21 protein-coding genes, 1 tRNA gene and 1 pseudogene are annotated in these 21,080 nt (G+C 60.2%); 8 read left to right on the top strand and 15 right to left on the bottom strand.

All coding sequences use genetic code 11. From position 1 onward, the window contains the following. Positions 1-8: 8 nt before the first annotated feature. The 6 genes from DV733_RS15090 (at position 9) to DV733_RS15115 (ending at position 5,593) form a co-directional block, all read left to right on the top strand. Positions 9-935 carry an ABC transporter ATP-binding protein gene (locus DV733_RS15090; RefSeq protein ID WP_049992810.1) on the top strand — a complete coding sequence of 309 codons (927 nt, stop codon included), beginning with the start codon at positions 9-11 and terminating at the stop codon, positions 933-935. A 51-nt stretch (positions 936-986) separates the two neighbouring features. Next, on the top strand, positions 987-2,411 hold the full coding sequence (gene sufB, locus DV733_RS15095) for a Fe-S cluster assembly protein SufB (RefSeq protein ID WP_049992811.1): 1,425 nt from the start codon (positions 987-989) through the stop codon (positions 2,409-2,411). Between the two features lie 15 nt (positions 2,412-2,426). Beyond that, entirely contained in the window at positions 2,427-3,638 is a 1,212-nt protein-coding gene (sufD, locus tag DV733_RS15100; protein ID WP_049992812.1) for a Fe-S cluster assembly protein SufD, read from the top strand. Between the two features lie 504 nt (positions 3,639-4,142). After that, positions 4,143-4,532 carry a carbohydrate-binding module family 20 domain-containing protein gene (locus DV733_RS15105; RefSeq protein ID WP_049992813.1) on the top strand — a complete coding sequence of 130 codons (390 nt, stop codon included), beginning with the start codon at positions 4,143-4,145 and terminating at the stop codon, positions 4,530-4,532. Between the two features lie 112 nt (positions 4,533-4,644). Then, positions 4,645-5,130 (top strand): hypothetical protein, encoded by a 486-nt coding sequence (locus DV733_RS15110; RefSeq protein ID WP_049994265.1) that lies wholly within the window; start codon positions 4,645-4,647, stop codon positions 5,128-5,130. 31 nt (positions 5,131-5,161) lie between these two features. Continuing rightward, positions 5,162-5,593 carry a metal-dependent transcriptional regulator gene (locus tag DV733_RS15115; RefSeq protein WP_049992814.1) on the top strand — a complete coding sequence of 144 codons (432 nt, stop codon included), beginning with the start codon at positions 5,162-5,164 and terminating at the stop codon, positions 5,591-5,593. 91 nt (positions 5,594-5,684) lie between these two features. Here the strand turns inward: DV733_RS15115 and DV733_RS15120 are convergent, their stop codons facing one another. Further along, positions 5,685-6,701 carry an outer membrane protein assembly factor BamB family protein gene (locus DV733_RS15120; RefSeq protein WP_049992815.1) on the bottom strand — a complete coding sequence of 339 codons (1,017 nt, stop codon included), beginning with the start codon at positions 6,699-6,701 and terminating at the stop codon, positions 5,685-5,687. Positions 6,702-6,870: 169 nt separating this feature from the next. Here DV733_RS15120 and DV733_RS15125 point away from each other — a divergent pair. Further along, positions 6,871-6,943 (top strand) — tRNA-Gln (locus DV733_RS15125). A gap of 143 nt (positions 6,944-7,086) precedes the next feature. Here DV733_RS15125 and DV733_RS15130 read toward each other — a convergent pair. Together DV733_RS15130 and DV733_RS15135 are read right to left on the bottom strand one after the other, a co-directional pair. Further along, positions 7,087-7,839 carry an acetoacetate decarboxylase family protein gene (locus DV733_RS15130; protein WP_049992816.1) on the bottom strand — a complete coding sequence of 251 codons (753 nt, stop codon included), beginning with the start codon at positions 7,837-7,839 and terminating at the stop codon, positions 7,087-7,089. Next, positions 7,836-8,678: an SDR family oxidoreductase gene (locus DV733_RS15135; RefSeq protein WP_049992817.1), complete on the bottom strand. Its 843-nt coding sequence runs from the start codon at positions 8,676-8,678 to the stop codon at positions 7,836-7,838. The genes DV733_RS15130 and DV733_RS15135 overlap by 4 nt, the downstream gene beginning before the upstream one ends. Before the next feature lie 686 nt (positions 8,679-9,364). Here DV733_RS15135 and DV733_RS17185 point away from each other — a divergent pair. Continuing rightward, complete coding sequence (locus DV733_RS17185; RefSeq protein ID WP_154019510.1) at positions 9,365-9,511, top strand: hypothetical protein; 147 nt, start codon at positions 9,365-9,367, stop codon at positions 9,509-9,511. Between the two features lie 177 nt (positions 9,512-9,688). Here DV733_RS17185 and DV733_RS15140 read toward each other — a convergent pair whose 3' ends face one another. The 12 genes and pseudogenes from DV733_RS15140 to DV733_RS15190 all read right to left on the bottom strand — a co-directional run bounded on the left by DV733_RS15140 (position 9,689) and on the right by DV733_RS15190 (position 21,061). Beyond that, positions 9,689-10,237, bottom strand: coding sequence for a TorD/DmsD family molecular chaperone (locus DV733_RS15140; RefSeq protein WP_049992818.1), 549 nt, complete (start codon positions 10,235-10,237; stop codon positions 9,689-9,691). Next, a complete protein-coding gene (gene nrfD, locus DV733_RS15145) occupies positions 10,234-11,583 on the bottom strand; it encodes an NrfD/PsrC family molybdoenzyme membrane anchor subunit (protein WP_049992819.1) in 1,350 nt (449 codons plus the stop codon). The genes DV733_RS15140 and nrfD overlap by 4 nt, the downstream gene beginning before the upstream one ends. Continuing rightward, positions 11,580-12,317, bottom strand: coding sequence for a 4Fe-4S dicluster domain-containing protein (locus DV733_RS15150; RefSeq protein WP_049992820.1), 738 nt, complete (start codon positions 12,315-12,317; stop codon positions 11,580-11,582). Before DV733_RS15150 ends, nrfD begins: the two co-directional genes overlap by 4 nt. Next, the gene (locus DV733_RS15155) at positions 12,314-14,794 is read right to left on the bottom strand and encodes a molybdopterin-containing oxidoreductase family protein (RefSeq protein ID WP_049992821.1); all 2,481 of its coding nucleotides are present in this window, start codon (positions 14,792-14,794) and stop codon (positions 12,314-12,316) included. Before DV733_RS15155 ends, DV733_RS15150 begins: the two co-directional genes overlap by 4 nt. Then, the gene (locus DV733_RS15160) at positions 14,787-14,963 is read right to left on the bottom strand and encodes a 4Fe-4S ferredoxin N-terminal domain-containing protein (protein WP_079979445.1); all 177 of its coding nucleotides are present in this window, start codon (positions 14,961-14,963) and stop codon (positions 14,787-14,789) included. Before DV733_RS15160 ends, DV733_RS15155 begins: the two co-directional genes overlap by 8 nt. Positions 14,964-15,134: 171 nt before the next feature. Continuing rightward, positions 15,135-15,941, bottom strand: a pseudogene (locus DV733_RS15165) (restriction endonuclease); the annotation flags it as partial. An 11-nt stretch (positions 15,942-15,952) separates the two neighbouring features. Further along, on the bottom strand, positions 15,953-16,243 hold the full coding sequence (locus tag DV733_RS15170) for a transcriptional regulator (RefSeq protein WP_049992822.1): 291 nt from the start codon (positions 16,241-16,243) through the stop codon (positions 15,953-15,955). Between the two features lie 2 nt (positions 16,244-16,245). Beyond that, complete coding sequence (locus DV733_RS15175) at positions 16,246-16,875, bottom strand: hypothetical protein (protein ID WP_049992823.1); 630 nt, start codon at positions 16,873-16,875, stop codon at positions 16,246-16,248. Next, complete coding sequence (locus DV733_RS15180; RefSeq protein WP_079979363.1) at positions 16,872-17,828, bottom strand: ABC transporter ATP-binding protein; 957 nt, start codon at positions 17,826-17,828, stop codon at positions 16,872-16,874. The genes DV733_RS15175 and DV733_RS15180 overlap by 4 nt, the downstream gene beginning before the upstream one ends. Further along, on the bottom strand, positions 17,825-18,658 hold the full coding sequence (locus DV733_RS15185) for an ABC transporter permease (protein WP_136342365.1): 834 nt from the start codon (positions 18,656-18,658) through the stop codon (positions 17,825-17,827). Before DV733_RS15185 ends, DV733_RS15180 begins: the two co-directional genes overlap by 4 nt. Before the next feature lie 164 nt (positions 18,659-18,822). Next, positions 18,823-18,996, bottom strand: a complete 174-nt coding sequence (locus tag DV733_RS17405; protein WP_170178712.1) for a hypothetical protein — start codon at positions 18,994-18,996, stop codon at positions 18,823-18,825. 58 nt (positions 18,997-19,054) lie between these two features. Further along, the gene (locus DV733_RS15190) at positions 19,055-21,061 is read right to left on the bottom strand and encodes an AMP-binding protein (protein ID WP_049992825.1); all 2,007 of its coding nucleotides are present in this window, start codon (positions 21,059-21,061) and stop codon (positions 19,055-19,057) included. Positions 21,062-21,080 lie beyond the last annotated feature (19 nt).

The following is a 21,080-nucleotide window of genomic DNA, read 5'->3' on the forward strand; positions in this document are numbered from 1 at the left end:
CTAGATACATGGCAGTGCTCGAAATTTCCAATCTCCACGCAGAGGTAGCTGAAGAGGGCGGCGAGACGATTCTCGAAGGGGTCGACCTCGAAGTCGAGTCCGGCGAGATCCACGCCCTGATGGGACCGAACGGTAGCGGGAAGTCGACGACGGCGAAAGTTATCGCTGGCCATCCCGCCTACGAAGTGACAGGTGGCGAGGTCCTGATCCACCTCGAAGACGGCGACTTCGGTGAGGACTTCGAGATTCCCGCGGACAAGCGGACCTGGAATCTCCTGGACCTCGAACCGAACGAGCGGGCCGCGCTCGGTGTCTTCCTCGGTTTCCAGTACCCCGCCGAAATCGAAGGCGTCACGATGGTGAACTTCCTCCGCACGGCGCTGAACGCCAAGCTCGAAGAGCGCGACGAACTGTTCGAAGACGAAGACGAGGCGGAAGCCGAATCCGAGGACACCAACGAGGACGCAGCGGGCTACGACACCTCGCCGATGGAAGGTCCCGCCGACGAGGGCGAGGTCAGCGTCGCCGAGTTCCAGCAGCTCCTCCAGGAGAAGATGGAGCAGCTCGACATGGACGAGTCCTTCGCGAACCGCTATCTCAACGCCGGCTTCTCCGGCGGGGAGAAAAAGCAGAACGAGGTCCTCCAGGCCGCAATCCTCGAACCGTCGATCGCCGTGCTCGACGAGATCGACTCCGGGCTGGACATCGACCGACTCCAGGACGTCTCGAAGGGGATCAATGCACTCCGGGACGAGCAGGGGACCGGCATCCTCCAGATCACGCACTACCAGCGCATCCTCGACTACGTCGAGCCGGACCACGTCCACGTCATGCTCGACGGCCAGATCGCCAAGAGTGGCGGTCCCGAACTCGCCGAAAAGCTCGAGGACGAGGGCTACGACTGGGTTCGCGAGGACGTCTTCGAGGCAGCGTAATCAATACCAGCTAGGACAGCGTTTACCCGTAAGCCAACACAACAACGATACATGAGTTCAGAAGACCTCAAAGATACCGACACTGAAGCCCGCTTCGAGTTCAAGAAGGAAGAGAAGTCCGCCTTCGAGACCGAGAAGGGCCTCACAGAAGAGACCGTCCGCCTCATCTCCGAGGACAAGGACGAACCAGAGTGGATGCTCGAGCGCCGTCTCCGTGCCCTGCAGCAGTGGCAGGAGATGCCGATGCCGACCGACTGGCCCGGCCAGCCCGACCTCTCGGAGGTCGACATCGACGAGATCGTTCCGTACATCCGACCCGACATCGAGACCCGCGGTGGCGCCGAGTCCTGGGAAGACCTCCCCGAGGAGATCCAGGACACCTTCGACAAACTGGGCATCCCGGAGGCCGAGAAGAACGCCCTCTCGGGCGTCGGCGCCCAGTACGAGTCCGAGATCGTCTATCAGAACATGCAGGAGCGCTGGGAGGAGAAAGGCGTCATCTTCTGTGACATGGACAAGGCCGTCCAGGAACACGAAGAGATCGTCAAAGAGCACTTCATGACGAAGTGTGTGCCACCGAGCGACAACAAGTTCGCCGCACTCCACGGTGCCATCTGGTCCGGCGGGTCGTTCGTCTACGTCCCCGAGGACACGACTGTCAACATGCCCGTCCAGGCGTACTTCCGGATGAACTCCGAGGGGATGGGCCAGTTCGAGCACACGCTCATCATCGCCGAGGAGAACTCCGAAGTCCACTACATCGAGGGCTGTTCCGCGCCGAAGTACTCGGCGTTCAACCTCCACAGCGGTGGCGTCGAAGTCTTCGTCGGCGAGAACGCCCACGTCCAGTACTCGACGGTGCAGAACTGGTCGAAGAACACCTACAACCTCAACACCAAGCGCGCCATCGTCGAGGCAGACGGCACGATGGAGTGGGTCTCCGGATCGATGGGCTCGAAGGCCACGATGCTGTACCCGGCCACGATCCTCAAGGGCCCCGGCGCGACGGACAACCACATCACCATCGCCTTCGCGGGCGAGGGCCAGAACATCGACACCGGCGCGAAGGTCTACCACAACGCGCCCGACACGAAGTCGACCATCGAGTCCAAGTCCATCTCCAAGGACGGCGGCCGCACGAACTACCGCGGGCTCGTCCACATCTCCGACGGCGCGGAGGATTCGAAGACCAACGTCGAGTGTGACGCGCTCATGTTCGACAACGAGTCCACCTCCGACACGATGCCGTACATGGAGATCCAGGAGAACAAGGTCGACGTCGCTCACGAAGCGACCGTCGGCAAGATCGGCGACGAGGACGTCTTCTACCTCCAGAGCCGCGGCCTGGACGACGACGACGCCAAGCAGATGATCGTCGCCGGCTTCATCGAGCCGATCACCGAGGAACTGCCCATCGAATACGCGGTCGAACTGAACCGTCTCATCGAACTGGAGATGGAGGGTTCGCTCGGGTAATCCCCGGTGCATACAATGAGTACGCAGGTACACGCCAATCTCACAGCAGAGCAGGTACGGACGATCAGCGAGGACCTCGGCGAGCCCGAGTGGCTCCTCGAAACACGTCTCGAGGCGCTCGAGGCGCTCGAAACGCTCGACATGCCGAAGGTCATCCGGACGCCAGGCCGCGACTGGACGAACCTCGACGCCCTGGAGTACGAGCGGATCGTCGATCCGCTCGACCGAAGCCAGGAAAAGGATCGCGTCGAAGCCGAGGGCGTCGACGTGCTGGAGTGGTCCGAGGCGCTCGCCGAGCACGGCGATCTGATCGAAGAGAAATTCGGCAGCGTCGTCGACCCCCAGCGCAACTACCTCACCGCGCTCTCGACTGCGCTGTTCAGCGCCGGCACGGTCATCTACGTCCCCGAGGGCGTCGACGCAGAAGACGTCAAGATCCGGACGCGGATGAACAGCCAGTCGCTGTTCAATTACACGCTCGTGATCGCCGAGGAATCGTCCTCGGTCACGATCCTCGAACGACAATCCAACGGCGACGACGTCGAGGGCAAGCAGTACTACTCCGGCGTCGTCGAGGTCGACGCTGGCGAAAACGCCCACGTCCAGTACGGAGCGCTCCAAAACCTGAGCGAGGAGACGTACAACTTCTCGGTCAAGCGCGGCCACGCCGATACCTACGCGACCGTGGACTGGATCGAGGGCAACATCGGCTCTCGACTCACGAAGACCAGCGTCGAAACGCGACTCCTGGGTGACTCCTCGGAATCGCAGATCGTCGGCGCGTTCTTCGGGCACAACGACCAGCACTTCGACCTCAACAGCCGGGTCTGGCACGAGGCCGAACACACCGTCGCCGACCTCGTGACTCGCGGTGTGCTCGACGACAAGGCTCGCTCGGTCTACGAGGGCGTTCAGGACGTCGGCCGCGAGGCCTGGGACACCTCTTCGTACCAGCGTGAGAACACCCTGATGCTCTCCGACGAGAGCGAGGCCGACGCCTCCCCGAAACTCATCATCAACAACCACGACACCGAGGCCAGCCACTCCGCGACGGTGGGTCAGGTCGACCAGCAAGACCTGTTCTACATGACTTCCCGCGGTGTCGACGAGGAGCGCGCGAAGAACATGCTCGTCGAGGGTTTCTTCGTACCAGTCCTCGAAGAGGTCGCCGTCGACGAACTCCGCGAAGATATGGACGACATGATCGTTCAGCGGCTGACTACGTAGTAGGACACTCTTATCCGACGATTTTCGTTGCTTTCTCTCCGAGTGGGTGCCACGAAAAGCGATTAGCCAGTGCGCCGTGCCGTCGAGCGGCCAGGTGGGACTTAGTCCCCACCGTCGGCGAGTAGGTCAGGTTCCACAGCCTCGTCCGATCGCCCGTCTGATTTCCCACGCAGCTCTCGTTCTCCTCGCAGTTCTTTCTCCCATTCCACCGCGTCCGCGTCGTCCGTGTGGAAGTGACACACGATCGCTCCAGTCGAGCCTTTTCGGTGGGACTCAAAAATACCTCGGGGACGTTGGCACGAACCGGGAACAGACCCCGACCGCCCTCCCTCGCTGGCCACTATCGACAGTGATCTGCCGTCTGATCCCTCGAAAATCGTATCTTTCGGTCGATCGTCAGTAACCGCTGACAGTGAGTTGCTCACCATCGTCCAGGGTATATCTTGATTGTCTGTCAAGAATATGTGATAAATCCTATATATCTGTCCACGGAAGCTCCAGTCGATGCCAAAGACATCACGACGCGAGTTCGTCACGGGTGGTTGTGCAGCGATCGCAGGTGCGGGGATTCTCGGGTCGACAGGTACAGTGGCGGCGTCAGACACGCAGGCGCTGACGATCTACGCCAGCGACGTGACCCAGGTCGGCGAGGCGGCCTACATCACCGGTGATATCGAGGCGCTGGGCAACTGGGAGACGGCCTACAAGATGTACCCGCAGAGTTCCTACTGGAAGCACGAGACCGAACTCCCGGTCGGGACCGAGTACAAGATCGTCAAAGACGAGTGGGTCGACGGCGTCGAGGTCTCCACCGATGGCGTCACCTGGGAGACTGGCGAGAATCACGTCGTCGAAGACGGCCAGACGATCGCGAACCTCTATCCCGACTTCTAGGGGCAGTACTGCTGTTTTTCCGTTAGGTGGGGCCCGACAGGGACGGGCTTAAGTCACCGCCTGCCTCACGTTCGAATATGACTACGTATCGCTGTGAAGGGAGGTGTCGACTGTGAGTGTCGGGAAACCAGTCTCCTCGGACCACGAGTTGGCGCGTCTCCTGCAGATCGGCGTCGTCCTCGAGGAGGTCGTCGAAGCCAGGGCGGCCCGCCACGCCGAAGAACTGGTCGGTGAGGGCAACACCGCTGTCCGGCAGTTCCTCAAGGAAGCGTCGGCGGAGTCGGCCGAGCATCGACGACAGCTCGAAGGATTGATCGACGATCTCGACGCCGAGACGGTCCCGTTCGAGGAAATCAAGATGCTCGTCGAGGCGCGCTACGAGAGCGACACGGACTTCGACGACGTCCTGTACGACCAGTTGTGTAACGAGGAGACGGCCTACAAGTTTTACGACGACTTGATCGAGGCGATCACGGGCAGCGACGCCAGTTTCTCGGTCAATCGCGAGCGGCTCTTGCGGGTCCTCGGAGAGATTCGCGAGGAGGAGGCCGACGGCGTACAGGACGTGACCGAACTGATGGAGGAGGGAGCGACGTGAGTCGAGCGCAGTTCCGAACGGAGGGTTGGACATGAACACCGCAGATCAATATCTCAAGGCAATCTATCTGGTGCAGCAACTCGAAGACGGCCCGGCCTCGACCGGAAAAATCGCTGACCGGCTGGACGTCAGCCCGGCCAGTGCCAACGAGATGGTCGGCAAGCTCGAATCCCAGGACCTCCTCGAACACGAGAAGTACAAAGGAGTCGACCTCACCGACGATGGGATTCGTCAGGCCAGAGCAGCCTTGCAAAATTACTGTATCATCGAGCGATTCCTCCTCCAGGTGCTGGAAGTCGAGAACTTCCGTGAGGAAGCACGCACGCTCGAAAGCGTCATCGACGAGACTGTCGCCGAGCGACTCGACACGATCATCGACCGAGAATCCGACTGCCCGGATTGCTTCGACGCCGAGGGCGACGTCTGCGAACGTCTCGAAACCGAGATCGAAGCGATGGACTGATAACAGCTCCTGTCGGTCTGATCCACACCGACCGCACGACATCGTGCAGTCGTCGTGGCTCATAGCGACAGCAATCACCCCGAAACGCCCGTTATACCGCTACGACTCTGATGCTCCCGCCCCAAGTCGGGGCGTAGATCGTCGACCCGACCACCGTGGGTGTCATGATACGGCCACCGAGTTGCCAGCGATCCGTCTCGGTTCCAGTCTCGGGATCGATCGCGACGAGATCACCATCGTCAGTACCGACATAGAGAATGCCATCGTTGAGCAAGGGTGTCGCGTGGACAGTCGAACCGAGTGTGAGTGTCCAGTCTGCCTGTCCCGAATCCACCGCGACCGCTCTGAGAATCCCTGACTCGTCAGTCGCATAGATCGTTCCGTCTGCGACCAGCGGTGTCGTCTCGCCGGAGCCGGCGGCTGTGAGCGTCCAGAGCGCGTCACCAGTCTCGGTATCGAGCAACTGGAGATCGCTGCCAGCAACGACGACACCGGCAGTCGTCACTATTGGATTGGCCCGCAGAGTGTCTGCAGTCACAGCCACGCTCCAGATCTCGTCGCCGTCCGAAACTGACAGTGCGGCGACTGTCCCGTCCGCCGCAGTAACGTAGACGGTTGCTCCATCTGTAGCCGGTGCGGAGTAGACGCTCGCGCCGACAACGGCGCTCCAGATTTCGGCTCCCGACGTGGCGTCGATCGCACATATCTGTCCGTCGTTCGTGCCGACGAAGACCGTCCCCGAAGCGACCGTGGGCGAGGATGCGACCGCACTGTCGATATCGGCGGTCCACTCCGGCGCCCCATCGTCGAGTCCGAGGGCGTAGACGGTCCCACTTCCGCTGCCGACGTACAGCCGCTCGGTGTCTATCGTGGGTGTCGAGTCGACCAGGCTCCCCTGGCGGTCGAATCGCCACGTAGGTGATCCGGAAAGTTTATTTACGGCTGCGACAGCCGTCCCGAGACCAGCGGCGTAAACGGCGTCGCTATCGCTGGCGATCGCGGCGTACTGGAAGCGTTCGTCATCGGTCGTCGACCAGAAGAAATTCGAGGTCGCTGTACCATATCCATCTGCGCCAAAACCACCTGCCCCGTATTTGCTACGTATCAAGGATATCCTGAGATCTGTCGATATACACTGCAGGAATAAAAGCGTCGCGCTCGGGTGATCGGTGAGAACCCGGAACTACTATACCCACGAATCGAGTAGCGTCGCGTGTAGTCCCGTGGTGTCGAGCGTGATCGATAGATCCGCGAGAGTCACGGGACGAGCGACGCGGAGTCCCGTGGTGTAGTGGCCAATCATATGGGCCTTTGGAGCCTATGACGGCGGTTCGAATCCGCCCGGGACTACTCCTGCTGGCGAATAGAATCCTCGATTAGCCCTATATACACTATTTAAAATAGACCCCCTTAGAACTTACCCCCTAGATCACCCATTTGCGACCTACCTGCGCGCGCCAAAAACTCTGAATATGTCGTACTGATTGCAGTCGCTAACTGTGTTGTATCTCATCGTCATCAAGGGTCTGAGAACGCGCTTCGGAGCCAGCACTGATTTTAAAGTCGCAGCTGGCGGCGACGGTGTACAGCGGTCGATCGTCGATTTCGACGGCGGCGAGGTGTTGGCCAACAGGATGCGCGCCGAATCGCAGGGTTGCGCGGTGTCTGGGCCAGATTCCGGCACGGCCGGACAATCGCGTCTCCTCTCGAAGGAGCTGGTCGTGCTTAACAGTGTAGTTATAGCCGGACAGCTTGGCCGGTACTGTCGGTGGGCGTCGCGCTTCGAACGACAGCACGTGCCGGCTATCGGCAGTGACTGTCGCGTGTCGTGTTTTACCTTCGTCTCTGAGGTCGATATCGGCGACGAGTTTCGGATATCCCCAGATATCGACGCCGAACGCGCGTGCTTGTTCGGTCGAAACCGGGAGCGTGTAGACGTAGCCACTGACGCCACGTCGTAGCGCGGAGAGATAGGGCCACGTTCGCGTCCCTGTCTCGACTGCTGGAAGAAGGACACCGACTTCGTCATACGGATCGATCGTGTCGTCACCGACGCGGTCGTAGCTGACGGCCAGCACTGTCACCGCCGCTTGCGTCCGTGTCGCCCGGATCGGCTCCAGCCCGGTGGGTAGAAGTGCAGCGACATCACCGCTATCTGCGGGAAAGACAGCACCGACGATCGAGGCTGACAGTTTGGCCGGTAGCTCGAACGTGTGGCCGGTCGAAATCGTTTCCTTTTGCGTCATCGATCACGCCCTCGCAGTCGGTGTAGTAAGGCGCATATTTTGATGGCTGATCGCTGGCCGAGAGACTGGAGTGGTTGGGGGAGCCACCGGGTCGCGAGAATCAGCTTGGCTGGCCAGCCGACCGGGTGGCGCAGCCCAGGATTGTCGGTGGTCGCGATATCGTGGATCTGAGCTGCGACCCGATCTGGCGTCACTGCCAGTGGCCCGCGACCGCCTACGAGTGTTCCTTCAGCCATCGCGTCGTAGACGTCCGCAAAGCGCTCGTCGCGGTCTGTGTTTTCGAGTCGTTGCTGGGCTGTATCGGAGAAATCAGTGGTGACCCAGGCGGGTTCGATCACGGCTACATCGACGCCGAGATCGGTGACCTCCATACGAAGTGTTTCGGCTAAGGCTTCGATAGCGTGTTTCGAGGCAGCGTACGCGCCCATGCCCGGTGTCGTGACGCGACCGTGGGTGCTGGACACGATGATTACAATCCCGTCGCGCTCTGTCAGCAGTGGGAGCATCGACCGCACGGTTCGGTGGACGCCATGGACGTTGACGTTGAACTGCTCTTCGAGATTCTCGGGCGAGATGTCGGCGACTGGGCCAAGTTGGGCGATCCCCGCGTTGGCGACCACGCAATCCAGCCCGCCGACTTCGTCGGCAATCTGTGCCCGAAGGCGCTCGATTTCGTCCGGATTGGTGACGTCCATTGTCTCTGTGACACAGCCGGAAACAGTTTGGAGCGCGTCAGCGTTGCTGTCGGTGGCGTAGACGTGCCATCCATTGGTGGCCAACAACTCGGCGGTGGCTCGCCCAATCCCTGAGCCAGCACCAGTCACGAGCACCGTCTTCATCAACTCTTTCTCCGTAGGGAACTGAGGAAACCGTTCCGACTTCCAGTAGTGGTCCGTACGCCGTTGGCACAGCAAGAGCCCGATATACCGATAATAATACTTCTAAGTATGATACTCTGAAGTACGATAATTGAGCGTGTCAAACTGGGTGGTAAGGCGGATTCTTCGCCCCACCGTGGGCGGAGTTGAATAAGGCCTGCTGATTTTCTTGTTGGTCGGCTTGAGGAGTTCTCAGCACAACAAGAGATAAGCCAGAACGGTAGTTCGATGACGCCCTCCTCTCGCTCAATCACCGGGTCAAGACGGTTACTCGTATCTCCGCTCACCAGCAGGCCAACTGGTGCCTGGTACTGATTGCGGAACTCAGCGAGCGCATCGAGCTTGGTTTGGTAGGTACTGGACCGATACGAGAGTGCGATAGGCACGGGCGTGTCACCGGCTTCGAACACATAATCGACTTCTCCGTTGCGGCCTCGCCAGTACTGGACGGATGGCGCCTCGGTGTGTCCTTGCGCGGCGTTGATCCCGTAGGCGAGCCGCATCGTGTGGTCGAACCCCGCGATCCGGGCGAGGTCAGCCTCGTAATCCAGATCGTTCAGAGCTGCACCGGGTGCCTTGTTTTCCAGCGCCGAGACCAGGCCCGTATCGCTGAGGTATAGTCGTGTCGACCGTGGGCGTTGGTTGTCGTGTTCGTCACTGACCTGTTCGGCCGCCCCGGCCGCGACGACGACGTTGCGCCCCTGTTCGTCGTCGAGGGTATTGCGGACAACGCTGCCCCAGCCATCGACACCTGGTCACTGTTCTCCCTCCACGACATGGAGTCTCTGCTGTAGCCAAAGGTGATGACAGCGAATACAGCTCGGACAAAAACCCATCCCAGAGAAACGTACGATGTCGGCGGCCCCAGCGTCACCGACACACGCTCAGACCGAGAGTCTCTCATTCCTGAATTGTACGGCTCTCAATGCCGAGTTCACCGACAAGCCCTACCTTCAAAGCGCCGAAGGCGCTTAGGGTGGGGTAGTTGATTCCAGCGGCTCAATCACGCGTTCCGTTGTGTCAGCCAGCGCGGCGTAGAACGGCTCGTCGGTGGCTTCGCGTACTTCGTTGAGGAACTGACCAATCCATTCCCGGGGATGTTCTTCGAGGAACTGCTTTGCGGCCTCAGTCTCGTTTTCTCGATAGAGACAGCCGAGAAACTCCAGTTCAGTCCCGATGTGATCTGGGAGTTCCGGAACTTCGACATCTGGCTCTAGGTCGTAGCTCCGGTACCAGGTTACCACAGCTCTAGTCATCGGGCCGAGAACTTGGCCGCCTTCGTCGCGATAGACGCTTTCGTAGGGTGGACATGGTGGTTCCGCGGGACCGACAAACAACCGTGTGTATTCGATCCGGAGTGCATCGAGCGAGACCGTGTCAATGTCAGTCGCGACCTCATCAAGGTCGCCGGTTTCGATCGCCGCGACAAGGTCGGCATCGGGTTCGCGCCAGCAGCGCGCCAGTACTGCGTAGCCGGCAGCCAACTGTTTCTCGTTGTCGTTGGTGCTCGTTGTGTTCATTGAGTTGACTCCGTCGCATCGTCTGTTCCTGTCCCACCGTCAGCCACAGCTCCGGTCGCTTCAGGTGTTTCTCTGGACGTCCGCGACAGGGACTCACTGGGCTGCATCGGTAGGTATTTCACACCGAGCGTCACGATCAACGCACCCAGCGCGACCAGCCCGAGCGAGATCAGTAACTCGACGATAGTCGGGGTGTACGAGCCTGTTGTCGCCCAGACATCCGAGCCGAATCCGGCGTAATCAGTCCCGGTCGTGACACCGGGTGCTGCATCGATATTGAGTTGATCGTAGCCGGTGAAGATGAGATTTACACCCTCGAAGAGGATGCCGACGATGGCGAACACGCTCGCGGTGAATACTGCCCATAGCCTTCGACGAAGCGACGGTACAGCTAGCAGTGCGAGCGGAATTACTCCGCCGACGAGTGTCCACAGCCAAAAGTAGATCGAGTCGCCAACGAGGAAGCCGCTGGTGATCGACCAGAACCCGAAGCTGTCTGCCCAGGCGTGCGGGAGGCGCTCGGCCGCCAGCAGGTAGACGATGTGGACCGCGACGAAGATCCCGAGTACCTTCGCGAGCTCAGTGACCTGGGATCTCGGCAATTCGAAGCTCGTGTACCTATCTGCGAGAATCGCGACGACGAGCAACAGCGCCAGCCCGGAGACCAGCGCCTTCATGATGAACATCGGCGCGACCAGCGGGCTGAACCAGTCACCGCGACCGATCTGCAGCGCGAAGATCCAACCGGTGATCGAGTGCAGCGCGACCGCCAGCGGGATCGCGACCGCAGCCGCCCAGAAGCTCAGCTTCTTGTCGCGCTCGCGGCCGGCCTCGGTGTCCTCGACACCGAAGGCCAGTCGCGAGCCGCGGGCGGCCAGATCGCGCCGGGTCAGCAGCCAGAGGTAGACCGCGCTGAACAACCCGTATACGAGGACGATCCCGAAGTCCCAGACCATCGGTGACCGGAAGTCCGGCGAGAGGAGGAAGCCTACCGCTCGTAATGGCCGACCGAGGTCGGGTAGGATCAGCAGCCCTGCAACGACGATACTCGCGAAGCTGAGCAACACACCTAGCGTCGCGAAGGAGTCGTAGCGATCGCTGTGGAAGAACTTGGGCACGCTGGAGATGATCAGTCCGCCCGCCGAGAGGCCGACGAAGAACACGAACAGCATGATGTACAGCCCCCAGGAGAACACGTTGTTCATCCCGGTGACAATAAGGCCCTCGCTGAGCTGGTAGGCCCAGGCGAGCAGTCCGGCTGCAACTAGAACGACAAGCGTGCCGAGCCAGACTTTTCCAGGCGTACCGAACCCGCTGGACGTCGAATCATAGGTTTCGCTGCTCATGCGTCCTCACCACCGTTGGCTACGCCAGCACCATCCATGAGTGTCTCTTTCTTTTCGGTACCTTCGAGTTCGTTGCCGCTTCGCGTCCGTCCGGGGCTCATTTCACCCCGGATGTAGTACGTGTTCGGATCGGTTTCGAGGTCGTCGAGAAGCTGATCTGTGCTGTATTTATCGACGTATTTTGAGACTGTGCTCGTCTCATCGTCGAAGTCTCCGAATATTCGGGCGTCGGCGGGACAGCCAACGACACAGGCTGGATCGAGGTCCGCTTCGACGCGGTGGCTACAGAACGTACACTTCTCGACGACGCCCGTAGGCCGCTGTTCAACGTGGCCCGTCCCCTCAGCGGGGTGGGTGGTCGGTTCGTCCCAGTTGAATACCCGTGCGTTGTACGGACAGGCTGCCATGCAGTACCGGCAACCCATACACTTGTCGTAGTCGATTTCGACGATTCCGTCATCGCGTTTGTAGGTCGCGTTGACCGGGCACACTTTCACGCAGGGTGCGTTCTGGCAGTGCTGACAAGCCATCGGTAGATGGTTCATCTGCAGTGTCCCGTCCCGGCCATCTTCGGGATACGCACCAGCGGCGGTATCCATTCCGTCACCGCCCTCGGTCAGGACGCGGTTCCACTGCTTGTCGAGTGCGACGTTGTTCTCCTGGCTGCAGTTGATTGCGCAGGCTTGACAACCGATACAGCGTTCAAGATCGATCACAAGGCCGTAGTTCGTCATCGGTTCTCACCTCCTTCGATGCTGTCCCCAAGCCATCCGGCCTGGTCCTGATCGGTGTACATGCTCGTGTCGATTTCTGCAGGTGCGGACTCAACTTCAACACGGACGTCGTAGAACGCGAAAGTCGGCGCGAGCTTGTTCACGTCGGTGTGAGTCAGGTCTTGAAGATTCCCCTCGATGAAGTCTTCCGTCCACCAGCCCTGATCGGTGTTGACCAGCCCTGGCTGCATGCCCTCATTATATTTCGCTTTGACGACCATCTCACCGCGGTCGTTGTACACGCGCACGTACTCTCCGTCGTCAATATTCCGCTCGGCAGCGTCGTCGGGATGGATATCGAGACGCGGTTCAGGATCGAACTTCCTGACCATTGTGTTGTCAGCCCACTGGGAGTGGATCCGCCACTTCGAGTGCTTCTGCATGAACATCAGCGGGTAGTCGTCTGCTAATTCGTGATCGTCGGCAGTCCGAGATTCGATTGGCCGCGGGAACTCCAGACTCGTCCCCTCATCTTCGACCGGTTTGTCTTCATCGTAGATCTCTATGCGCCCGGAATCAGTGGGGAACGGCTCCGTGTACTTGATCACGTTGTCAGAGACACGGATGTTCCCCTTCTCGCGGAGCTCTTCGAAGTCGAAGCGTGGATCGTTTGCCGCCACTTTCTCAAGTTCCGCCCGCTTGTCACCGAGGAAGAGGTCCTCGTAACCGAGTTTCTCGGCGAGATCATTGATCATGAAGTAATCATCGCGGGCTTCCCAGAGCGGTTCGTGTGCTTGCTGTCTGTAACTGATGTGCGGGTGTGAACCCCAAGCGTCTGAGATGTCCTCGCGTTCGAACCAGTGTGCTGCCGGCAGGATGATGTCGGCATGCTGGACCGTCGGGGTCTTGTGGAAGTCAGCCATCACAAACAGGTCGACGTTTTCCAATACGTCGATCCATTGCTGACGGTCTGGGAACTGGTTGACGAGCATGTTCGACTCCATCCCGTAGACGACTTTCAACGGGTGCGGGTCACCGTTCTCGAAAGCATCAGGCAATTCGTGCATCCGAAGGTATGCGCTGCCTTCGGCGCCTTCAGGTGACCCGTAGTCACCGGACCACATAGAGGTCCCAGACGGATGTTGGGAATGGAGCGTCCCGGACTTGCCGTAGTCTCCGGTCAGCCCCATCAAGATGGCGTACGTCTGTCCGAACACGTGGCCGTACTTGTATCGACCGACAGCGTAACTAGGACAGACGCCACCCGGACCACGGGTTGCGAGCCACCGTGCAGTAGTCCGAATGTCCTCGGCAGCAAGACCGGTGGTCTCCGCAACACTCTCAGGGGTGTATTCCGAGACGTGGTTTTCGAGCAACGTGAGGCCCGTCGAACCCTCGATGCCGCCTACTTCATATTCGCCGAACAGTTCGACGTCAGCATACGTGTCAGGCTCCAGAGCGACCGGTTCACCGCTCTCTCGGTCAACGCCGACAAACCGCTCGTCTTCCTCTCCGCCATCGGGGAGGTCCTTCATTCGGAGCCACTTCCCAGTGTCTTTTCTGACGAGTGCACCCGCAGTCGTCCGCTCACGGAGGAACTCAGCGTCATAGATTTCCTCCTCGAGGACAGTGTGGATCATTCCAAGGCCAAGATGGACGTCCTTGCCTGGTTTGATCGGAAGCCACAGATCAGCCTTCGAAGCCGTCATCGTGTACACAGGATCGACGACTACGAGTTTGGCACCTGCCTCGACAGCATCAAGTATCTTAGAGGCGTCGTGCTGGAATTGGCTCGCAAGAATGTCCGATCCCCAGACGATGATCGTCTTCGCGTTAACCCAGTCTTCGGATTCGTTCGTTGGTGGCAGGAAGTACCCATAGCCAGTTACACGATTGAATCCGACACCAACGTTGGAGTCTATCGACCAACCCTGTCCCGTGCCGCCGAACATGTTCCGGAGCCGTCCGAACCAGGTTGTCCCAAGTCCATTATCCCCAGAGCCAGTGTGGAAGAAGACGCTCTCTGGACCGTATTCCTGACGTACGCGTTTCATTTCGTCAGCAATGTAGTCAAGAGCCTCGTCCCAGGAGATCCGCTGGAATTCTGCGTCTTCACCCCGTCCCTCGGGGTTTGGATTCTCCGGCGACCAATCAGCCCGCTTCATTGGGTACTTCAGTCGCTTCGGGCTGTATACTCGCTGGATGTGGGATTGCCCGAGCAGGCACGCTCGCCGATATTGCTCGTCGTCCGTCATCTGCGGCTCCACGAACTTGACTTGCCCATCCCGGACGTACACGTTCAGTGGACATTTGCCGCGACAATTTGGCGCACAAGATGTTGTTACGACCGATGTTTCGTCCAGTAAGCTTTGGGGCTGTGCAGAACTGTTTTCAGTCAGCGCCCACCGCAAGCCGGCACCGCTGACTCCAAGTGTACCGGCGGCTGCTCCCGCTCCGATCAGGACCGAACGGCGGCTGACGCCCTCCTGTTCACTCATCGAACCCCTCCGGTTCGGTCGGCCGATCGTCGACTCCGAACTCCTCAACAACCGCCTCGTGGTATTTTTCGTGGAATTCGGCCTCGGTCATCTTGCCTATACTTACCCGGATCGCATCTCGCCCCATCATCCTGCCCAGCTCTGTGTCATGGGTACTTCCCTCCAGCATCGCCTCCGTAGTCTCCTCCCAGTCGGCGCCGAGATCGTCGATCGAGTCAGCCTCGATATCGTTTGTCGGTGTTGGCAATTCTTCTCACCACAAATGAATATTTGAGTGATATCTACCAGCCAATAGTGGTGTATAGTTGACGTCTTTTTCAGGGGGGTGCTATCAGCAATCTCAAATAACGCCGGCAGTCATGAGTGCGCCGACGAAAAGCAGTACCGCCGTCACAACACCGCCGACAGCCAAGGGCTGGTTTTCCATTGCTTTCTCGTGGAGCGCCATCGCCTCGTACTCTCGACGGAACGATTCGAGGTTGTCATCGTCGTAGAAGTACTTCGTTTTCAGCGCGAATCGATCGGTCACCGCACAGCCAGTACACACCGGTTCACCTTCCAGGCGCTCGGTCTTCGTGTGATCGCTACAGCTGATGCTGCCACAATTCGCACAATAGGTATACGTCTCGTTGCTACCGCTGGTGTCGCAGTGGACACAGCGGTGAATCCTGTCCTCGACCGTGACTCGTGACGGCCCGGCCGCGAAATACTCGTAGGGATAGGTGTACTGCTGGAGATTAGTTGTCTGCCGGACTTCCGGGAGATACACGGGTTCGATCGATTGCACCGAAATGTCTGAGAGGTTCGGCTCGCAGGTCTTGGTGTAGGTGACGTTGTTGTCGCCGGTGTACTGCACCGTTGTCGTATGATGCTCCTGAAGACGATCTACTGCCCAGTCTTTGTACGCTGTCTGGGTCTGCCCGAAGCGTTTCTCCTCGAGTTCATCGAACACATCGCCGAACCGATCGGTGTCCAGTTCGACCGCTGCGTGCCTGTTCTCCGAGACAAGCCGCGCCACAGTGTCGTCAGCGACCGACGGCTGGCCCCGATCTGCATGCACGACGAACCAGGTGCGCTCGTCAATCCGATGGATCACGCCGACACTCGTCTCGAACACCGCGTCCGTGTCAGCCGTGATTTCGGCGACCCCACCTATGCCTACGAGTCGTCGAGATTGTCGATAAGTGATTCGAGCGTCTCGACGTGGTTTTCGAACAATTCTCGGCCGTCGTCGGTCAGTTCGTACGTCGTCTGGGGGCGGCGGTCGACGAACTGTTTCTGCATTGCGACCGCGTCGGCGTCTTCCATCTTGCGGAGGTGACTCGCCAGGTTGCCCTCGGTGACGTCGAGGTCGTCTTTGAGCGTCGGGAAACTCGTCTCGCCGTGCCGGTAGAGATACGCGAAGATTTGCAGTCGCGTCGGCTGGTGGACGAGTTTGTCGAGATCCATGATCAGGTTCGTGAGAGGACGAGGTAGGTCACGATGGCGTACGCGAAGTACAGCGTCCCGAAGACGGCGTAGCCCCAGGTCCAGAGGATGTCGACGTAGGGCATCGCCGCGCCGAGGCCGATCAGCATGATCCCCCCGACGTAGAAGGCGTAGCGATCCCGCGCCCGAATGTGGTACGCCCGGAGCGCGTTGGCGGTGACGAGATACGCCAGCCCGACGAACACGAGGATAATCGACTGGGTGAACACGGCTTCAGCCTGGTAGCCGAGGTCCTCCACGAACCGCGAGGTGATCAGCCCGATCGGCAGCGACGTGAGGTAAGTGACGACGAAGATGAACCAGATGCCCGGTTTGCCGGCTGGCGTCCCCAGCGAGGACTGATCGTCAAGCAACCAGAACCCGAGGAATCCACCGCCAAACAGCAGCCCGATCCAGATGATGCCGTGCCAGTAGCCCGGCAGTTCCTCGAGGTGAACGTACTGGGAAGCTGCGGCGGCCACCAGCACGAGGACGCCGAACAGCAGCCACTGCCCAGCCGCTCCCTCGTAGCGCTCGTACAGGCCCATGGCGTCTTTGATCTGTTCGAGCTGGGCCTCCAGTTCCGCCGGATCGACGTCCGTGTCTTCGCTCATGGTTCGACAACTGCCTCTATCGAATCGTCGTTCGGCGTCCCGCCGGACGTTCTTTGCGGTTCGACGACGTGCACGTAGAAGTTGAAGAGGTCGGTGTGGGTCGCGTCGTCGCGCTCGATTCGGACGCCTTCGACGTCGGTGTCGACGGCGGCTTCGAGCTCCTCGAATTCAACGTCTGGCTTCAGGAACCCGCGTGCCGTAGCGCCCGTCCGGAACAGCCGGCCGCCCCTGACGAACGATTCGGCGGTGCGCATCGCTCCGGACCCGGAAACGCGGATGACTGGCGGCACGGCATCCATGAGCTCCGAGGGCGCGCCAACTGCTGTAATCGTTCCGTCGCGCATGAACGCCAGTCGATCGGCGAGTTCGGCATCGAGCGGACGATGACTCGTGATGACGAACGTCGAGCCGCCGTCGTACCGATCGAGGATGATATCGTGAAACCGCTGGATCATCGAGAGGTCGACGCCGGCCGTCGGTTCGTCGAGCAGGTAGAGCGGCGCGTCGACGCTCATCGTCAGCGAGAGTTCGAGTTTGCGTGTCATGCCGGCGGAGTAATCGTCGACGGCTTTGTCGAGGTCCTCGGAGAGATCAAGTCGGTCGAGATACTGCTCCCAGCGGTCGGTGAATCCGGGGTGCATCCGTCGGTAGAAGTCGATGTTTTCACGGCCGGTGAGCGTCTCGATGGCCATCGTATCCTGCAGGAGAAAGCTCAGGTTCCGACCGCCGTCTTCGGAGACGTCTCGACCGAATATCTCCACGTCCCCCTTAGTCGGCCGGCTGCTGCCCGCGAGACATTCGAGCAAGACGGTCTTTCCAACGCCGTTCGGACCCAGAAGGACGAGAATCTCGTTGCCAGCGACTGAGAGATCGATTCCGTCGAGGACGCCCTCGGTCCCGAACGATTTCTCGATCCCCGCCGCTCGGACGGCAGGCACGTGCTCGCCACTCATGCCAGCACCCCCGTTCCGTAGATCCGAGTACGGACGACGACAATCCCGACGCCGAGTGCCAGCGCGGTGTACAGCGTCAGCGTTCCGACCGACCAGATCGTGCTCGGAAGCGCGGGTGGGGCAAGCGAACTCGCCGGGGCGTCGACGAACTGGTAAACGAGCACGCGAGAGGGTAGTGTGTTCGGGAGGTAGTTCAACAGGACATCCGGGCCGGTGTAGCTCCCGGGGTCGGTCCCGTTGTAGCCGGTAAGCATGTACGCCAGTAGTGCGACAGCGACGGTGAGCAGCGCCGCGTAGCGTTCGTCGGTGATCGCGCTCGCGACGGCCATCGCCAGGACCATCCAGATGACGGCGAAGCCGACGAACGCCAGCATGGCGATCGGAACCGACGCAATCGACCGGAGCGTGTAGGACGCACCTGTTCCCAGACTCACGACGACGACCGCAAGGAACGAGACGGTTGCGAGCAGCAGGCCGGCCAGCATCCGGCCAGCCATATCGGCAGTCGGCGCAATCGGGAGCGCCCGGAACTGCTTGTAGCGGTCGGCTTCGAGGTCGGCCGCGAGTTGCTGCCCGAAACTACTCAGACAGACGATAATCGCGCCGAAGGTCCCGTAGCTGATCGCCGTCGCTGCGAATATGTACGGCCGCTCGTTTGCGGGAATCTCTTCGACCGGGACGAACACCGTGATCGTCAGGAGGTAGAACCCGACCGGAAACGCGATTGACCAGAACAGGACGGTCTTGTTCCGAAACAGTTCTCTGGCGTACCGTTCAAAAAAGGACTTCGCCTGGGCGATCCAGTGTCGAGTACCCGGCGTTTCCGCCATTTTATTCGATCGACGAATCGCAGTGTCGGTTGCCATTGCTCTGTTCGAAAATTTGTTTCCATCCCAATAGAGTTTGCGATCCAAAGTATACCAAAGATTTATATATTAAATGGACTCGCTCGTTCGAATCGCTCGTCGGAAGACGGACGGTCGCACCGCGATTCTCACTCGATCAATGGATACTCGTTGATGTCGACGAAGTCGTCGCTGCCGCAGGCGGCGCATTCGTCCGGAGCTTCGTAGTGACGGTCGCCGGGCTGGCCGTGGACGACGGCAGCGTGGACGCTCAGACAGTCTTCACACACGTACTCTCGTGGTCGGTCTGGTTGGTGGGACATGCACGTCTCCGTGGAGTTTGCTGACTGAAAAGTGGCCGTCCTACGTATGAAAGAGTCTCTAGCGAGCGTTTTCTATCGCGTCCAGGGCGTCTGGATTCTCGATGCTACTCAGATCCCCCATGTCTTCGCCCGTGTGGACGGCCTGGATAGCTCGGCGGATGATCTTGCCAGACTGGGTCTTCGGGAACTGCTCGACGAATCTGATCTCCTGGGGACGGAACGGTTTGCCGAGTTCCGTACCGACGAGACTGGTGAGTTCCTCACGCAATTCGTCGCTCGGTTCCACGCGGGGTTCGAGGACGATGTAGGCGACGACGGCCGTCCCGGTCGTCTCATCGGGGACGCCGATCGCCGCCGCCTGATTGACGGCCTCGTGATCGATCAGCGCACCCTCGACCTCGGCCGGGCCGACTTTGCGCCCGGCGACGTTCAGTGCGTCGTCGGCCCGGCCGTGGAGGAACCAGAAACCATCCGTATCTTTCTGGGCCCAGTCGCCGTGGTTCCACAGACCCTCCCAGCGCGACCAGTACTCCTCGAGATAGCGCTCGTCACCGCTCCAGAGGCTCTTGGTCGTGCTCGGACAGGAATCCCGAGCGACGAGATACCCTCGCTCGTGCTCGTCGGCGATGGATTCGCCATCCTCGTCGACGATATCGATGGCCATCCCCAGTCCCGGACCGCCGAGCGTGCAGGGTTTGAGCGACTGGATCGGCATCGGCATCAGGAAGCAGCCGCAGATCTCGGTCCCGCCGGAGATGTTGATGATCGGCGTGTCTCCGCCGCCGACGTGTTCGAGGAACCACTGCCAGGACTCGGGGTCCCAGGGCTCGCCGGTCGAGCCCAGCAGCCGGAGGCTGGAGAGGTCGTGGCCTTCGAGCCAGTCGTCGCCGTACTTCCGCAGAGCGCGGATCGCGGTCGGCGAGATTCCGAAGACAGTCAGCCCGTGGTCGTCGATCAGCTTCCAGAAGCGATCCGGTTCGGGGTAGTCGGGCGCACCCTCGTACATGAAGATCGTCCCGCCGAAGGTGTGGTTGCCGATCAGCGTCCAGGGGCCCATCATCCAGCCGATGTCGCTCACCCAGAAGAAGCGATCGCTGGGCTTGTGGTCGAAGCCGAAGTAGATCTCCTTGGCACACTGGACCTGCACGCCGGCGTGGGTGTGGACGATCCCCTTTGGCTGGCCCGTCGTGCCCGACGAATACAGCAGCATCGACTCCTGGTCGCTCGGGAGCGATTTCGTCTCGTAGGCGTCGTCGGCCCTCGGGATCACGTCGTCCCACCACTCGTCGCGACTGATCGTCCACGGGATCGATTTGTCGATACTGTCTCGCGTGTCCAATCGATCGTAGACGATGGTGTGTTCGACGTGGCCGGCCTGTTCGATCGCCTCGTCGGCAGTGTCCTTGAGATAGATCGGCTCACCCCGGCGATAGAAGCCATCGCCTGTGAACAGAACCGAACACTCGCTGTCTTCGATCCGTGTGGCGACTGCGTCGACGCCGAACCCCGAGAAGATGGGGACGGCGATCGCGCCCACCTTGAAACAGCCGTAGAGGATCGAGACGACCTCGGGGACCATCGGCATGTACAATCCCACTGTATCGCCGGTCTCGATCCCGCGCTCTTCCAAGGCGTTGGCGACCCGGTTTGCCTCCCGGTGGAGATCGTGGAACGTCTGTTCTCGCACTTCGCCGTCCTCGCCCTCCCAGATCGTCGCGACGTGGTTGCGTGTCCCGCTGTCGACGGCGGCGTGCCTGTCGAGGACGTTGTGCGCGAGGTTGATCTCCCCCCCGGAATACCAGCGGCTGAACTGTGGCCCCTCTGTGTCGTCCCTGACTGTGTCGTAGTCTTCGAAAAAGTCGATCCCCAGGTAGTCGACCACTTCGTCCCAGAACCACTCGATCCCCGACTCCTCGACGCCTGCGACTTCTCCTGTGGTCCGCTCGATCAGTTCGTCGTAGTCCTCGATGTCGTAGGCCTGCATGAACTGCCAGACGTTGGTCGACTCGACGAACTCCTGGCTGGGTTCGTAGACGATCTCGTCGATGTCTTCGAGAGACTGCATAGATTAATCATGCACGACC

Origin of the sequence: Halapricum salinum (genome assembly GCF_004799665.1) — an archaeon.
Taxonomy (GTDB): Archaea; Halobacteriota; Halobacteria; order Halobacteriales; family Haloarculaceae; genus Halapricum; species Halapricum salinum.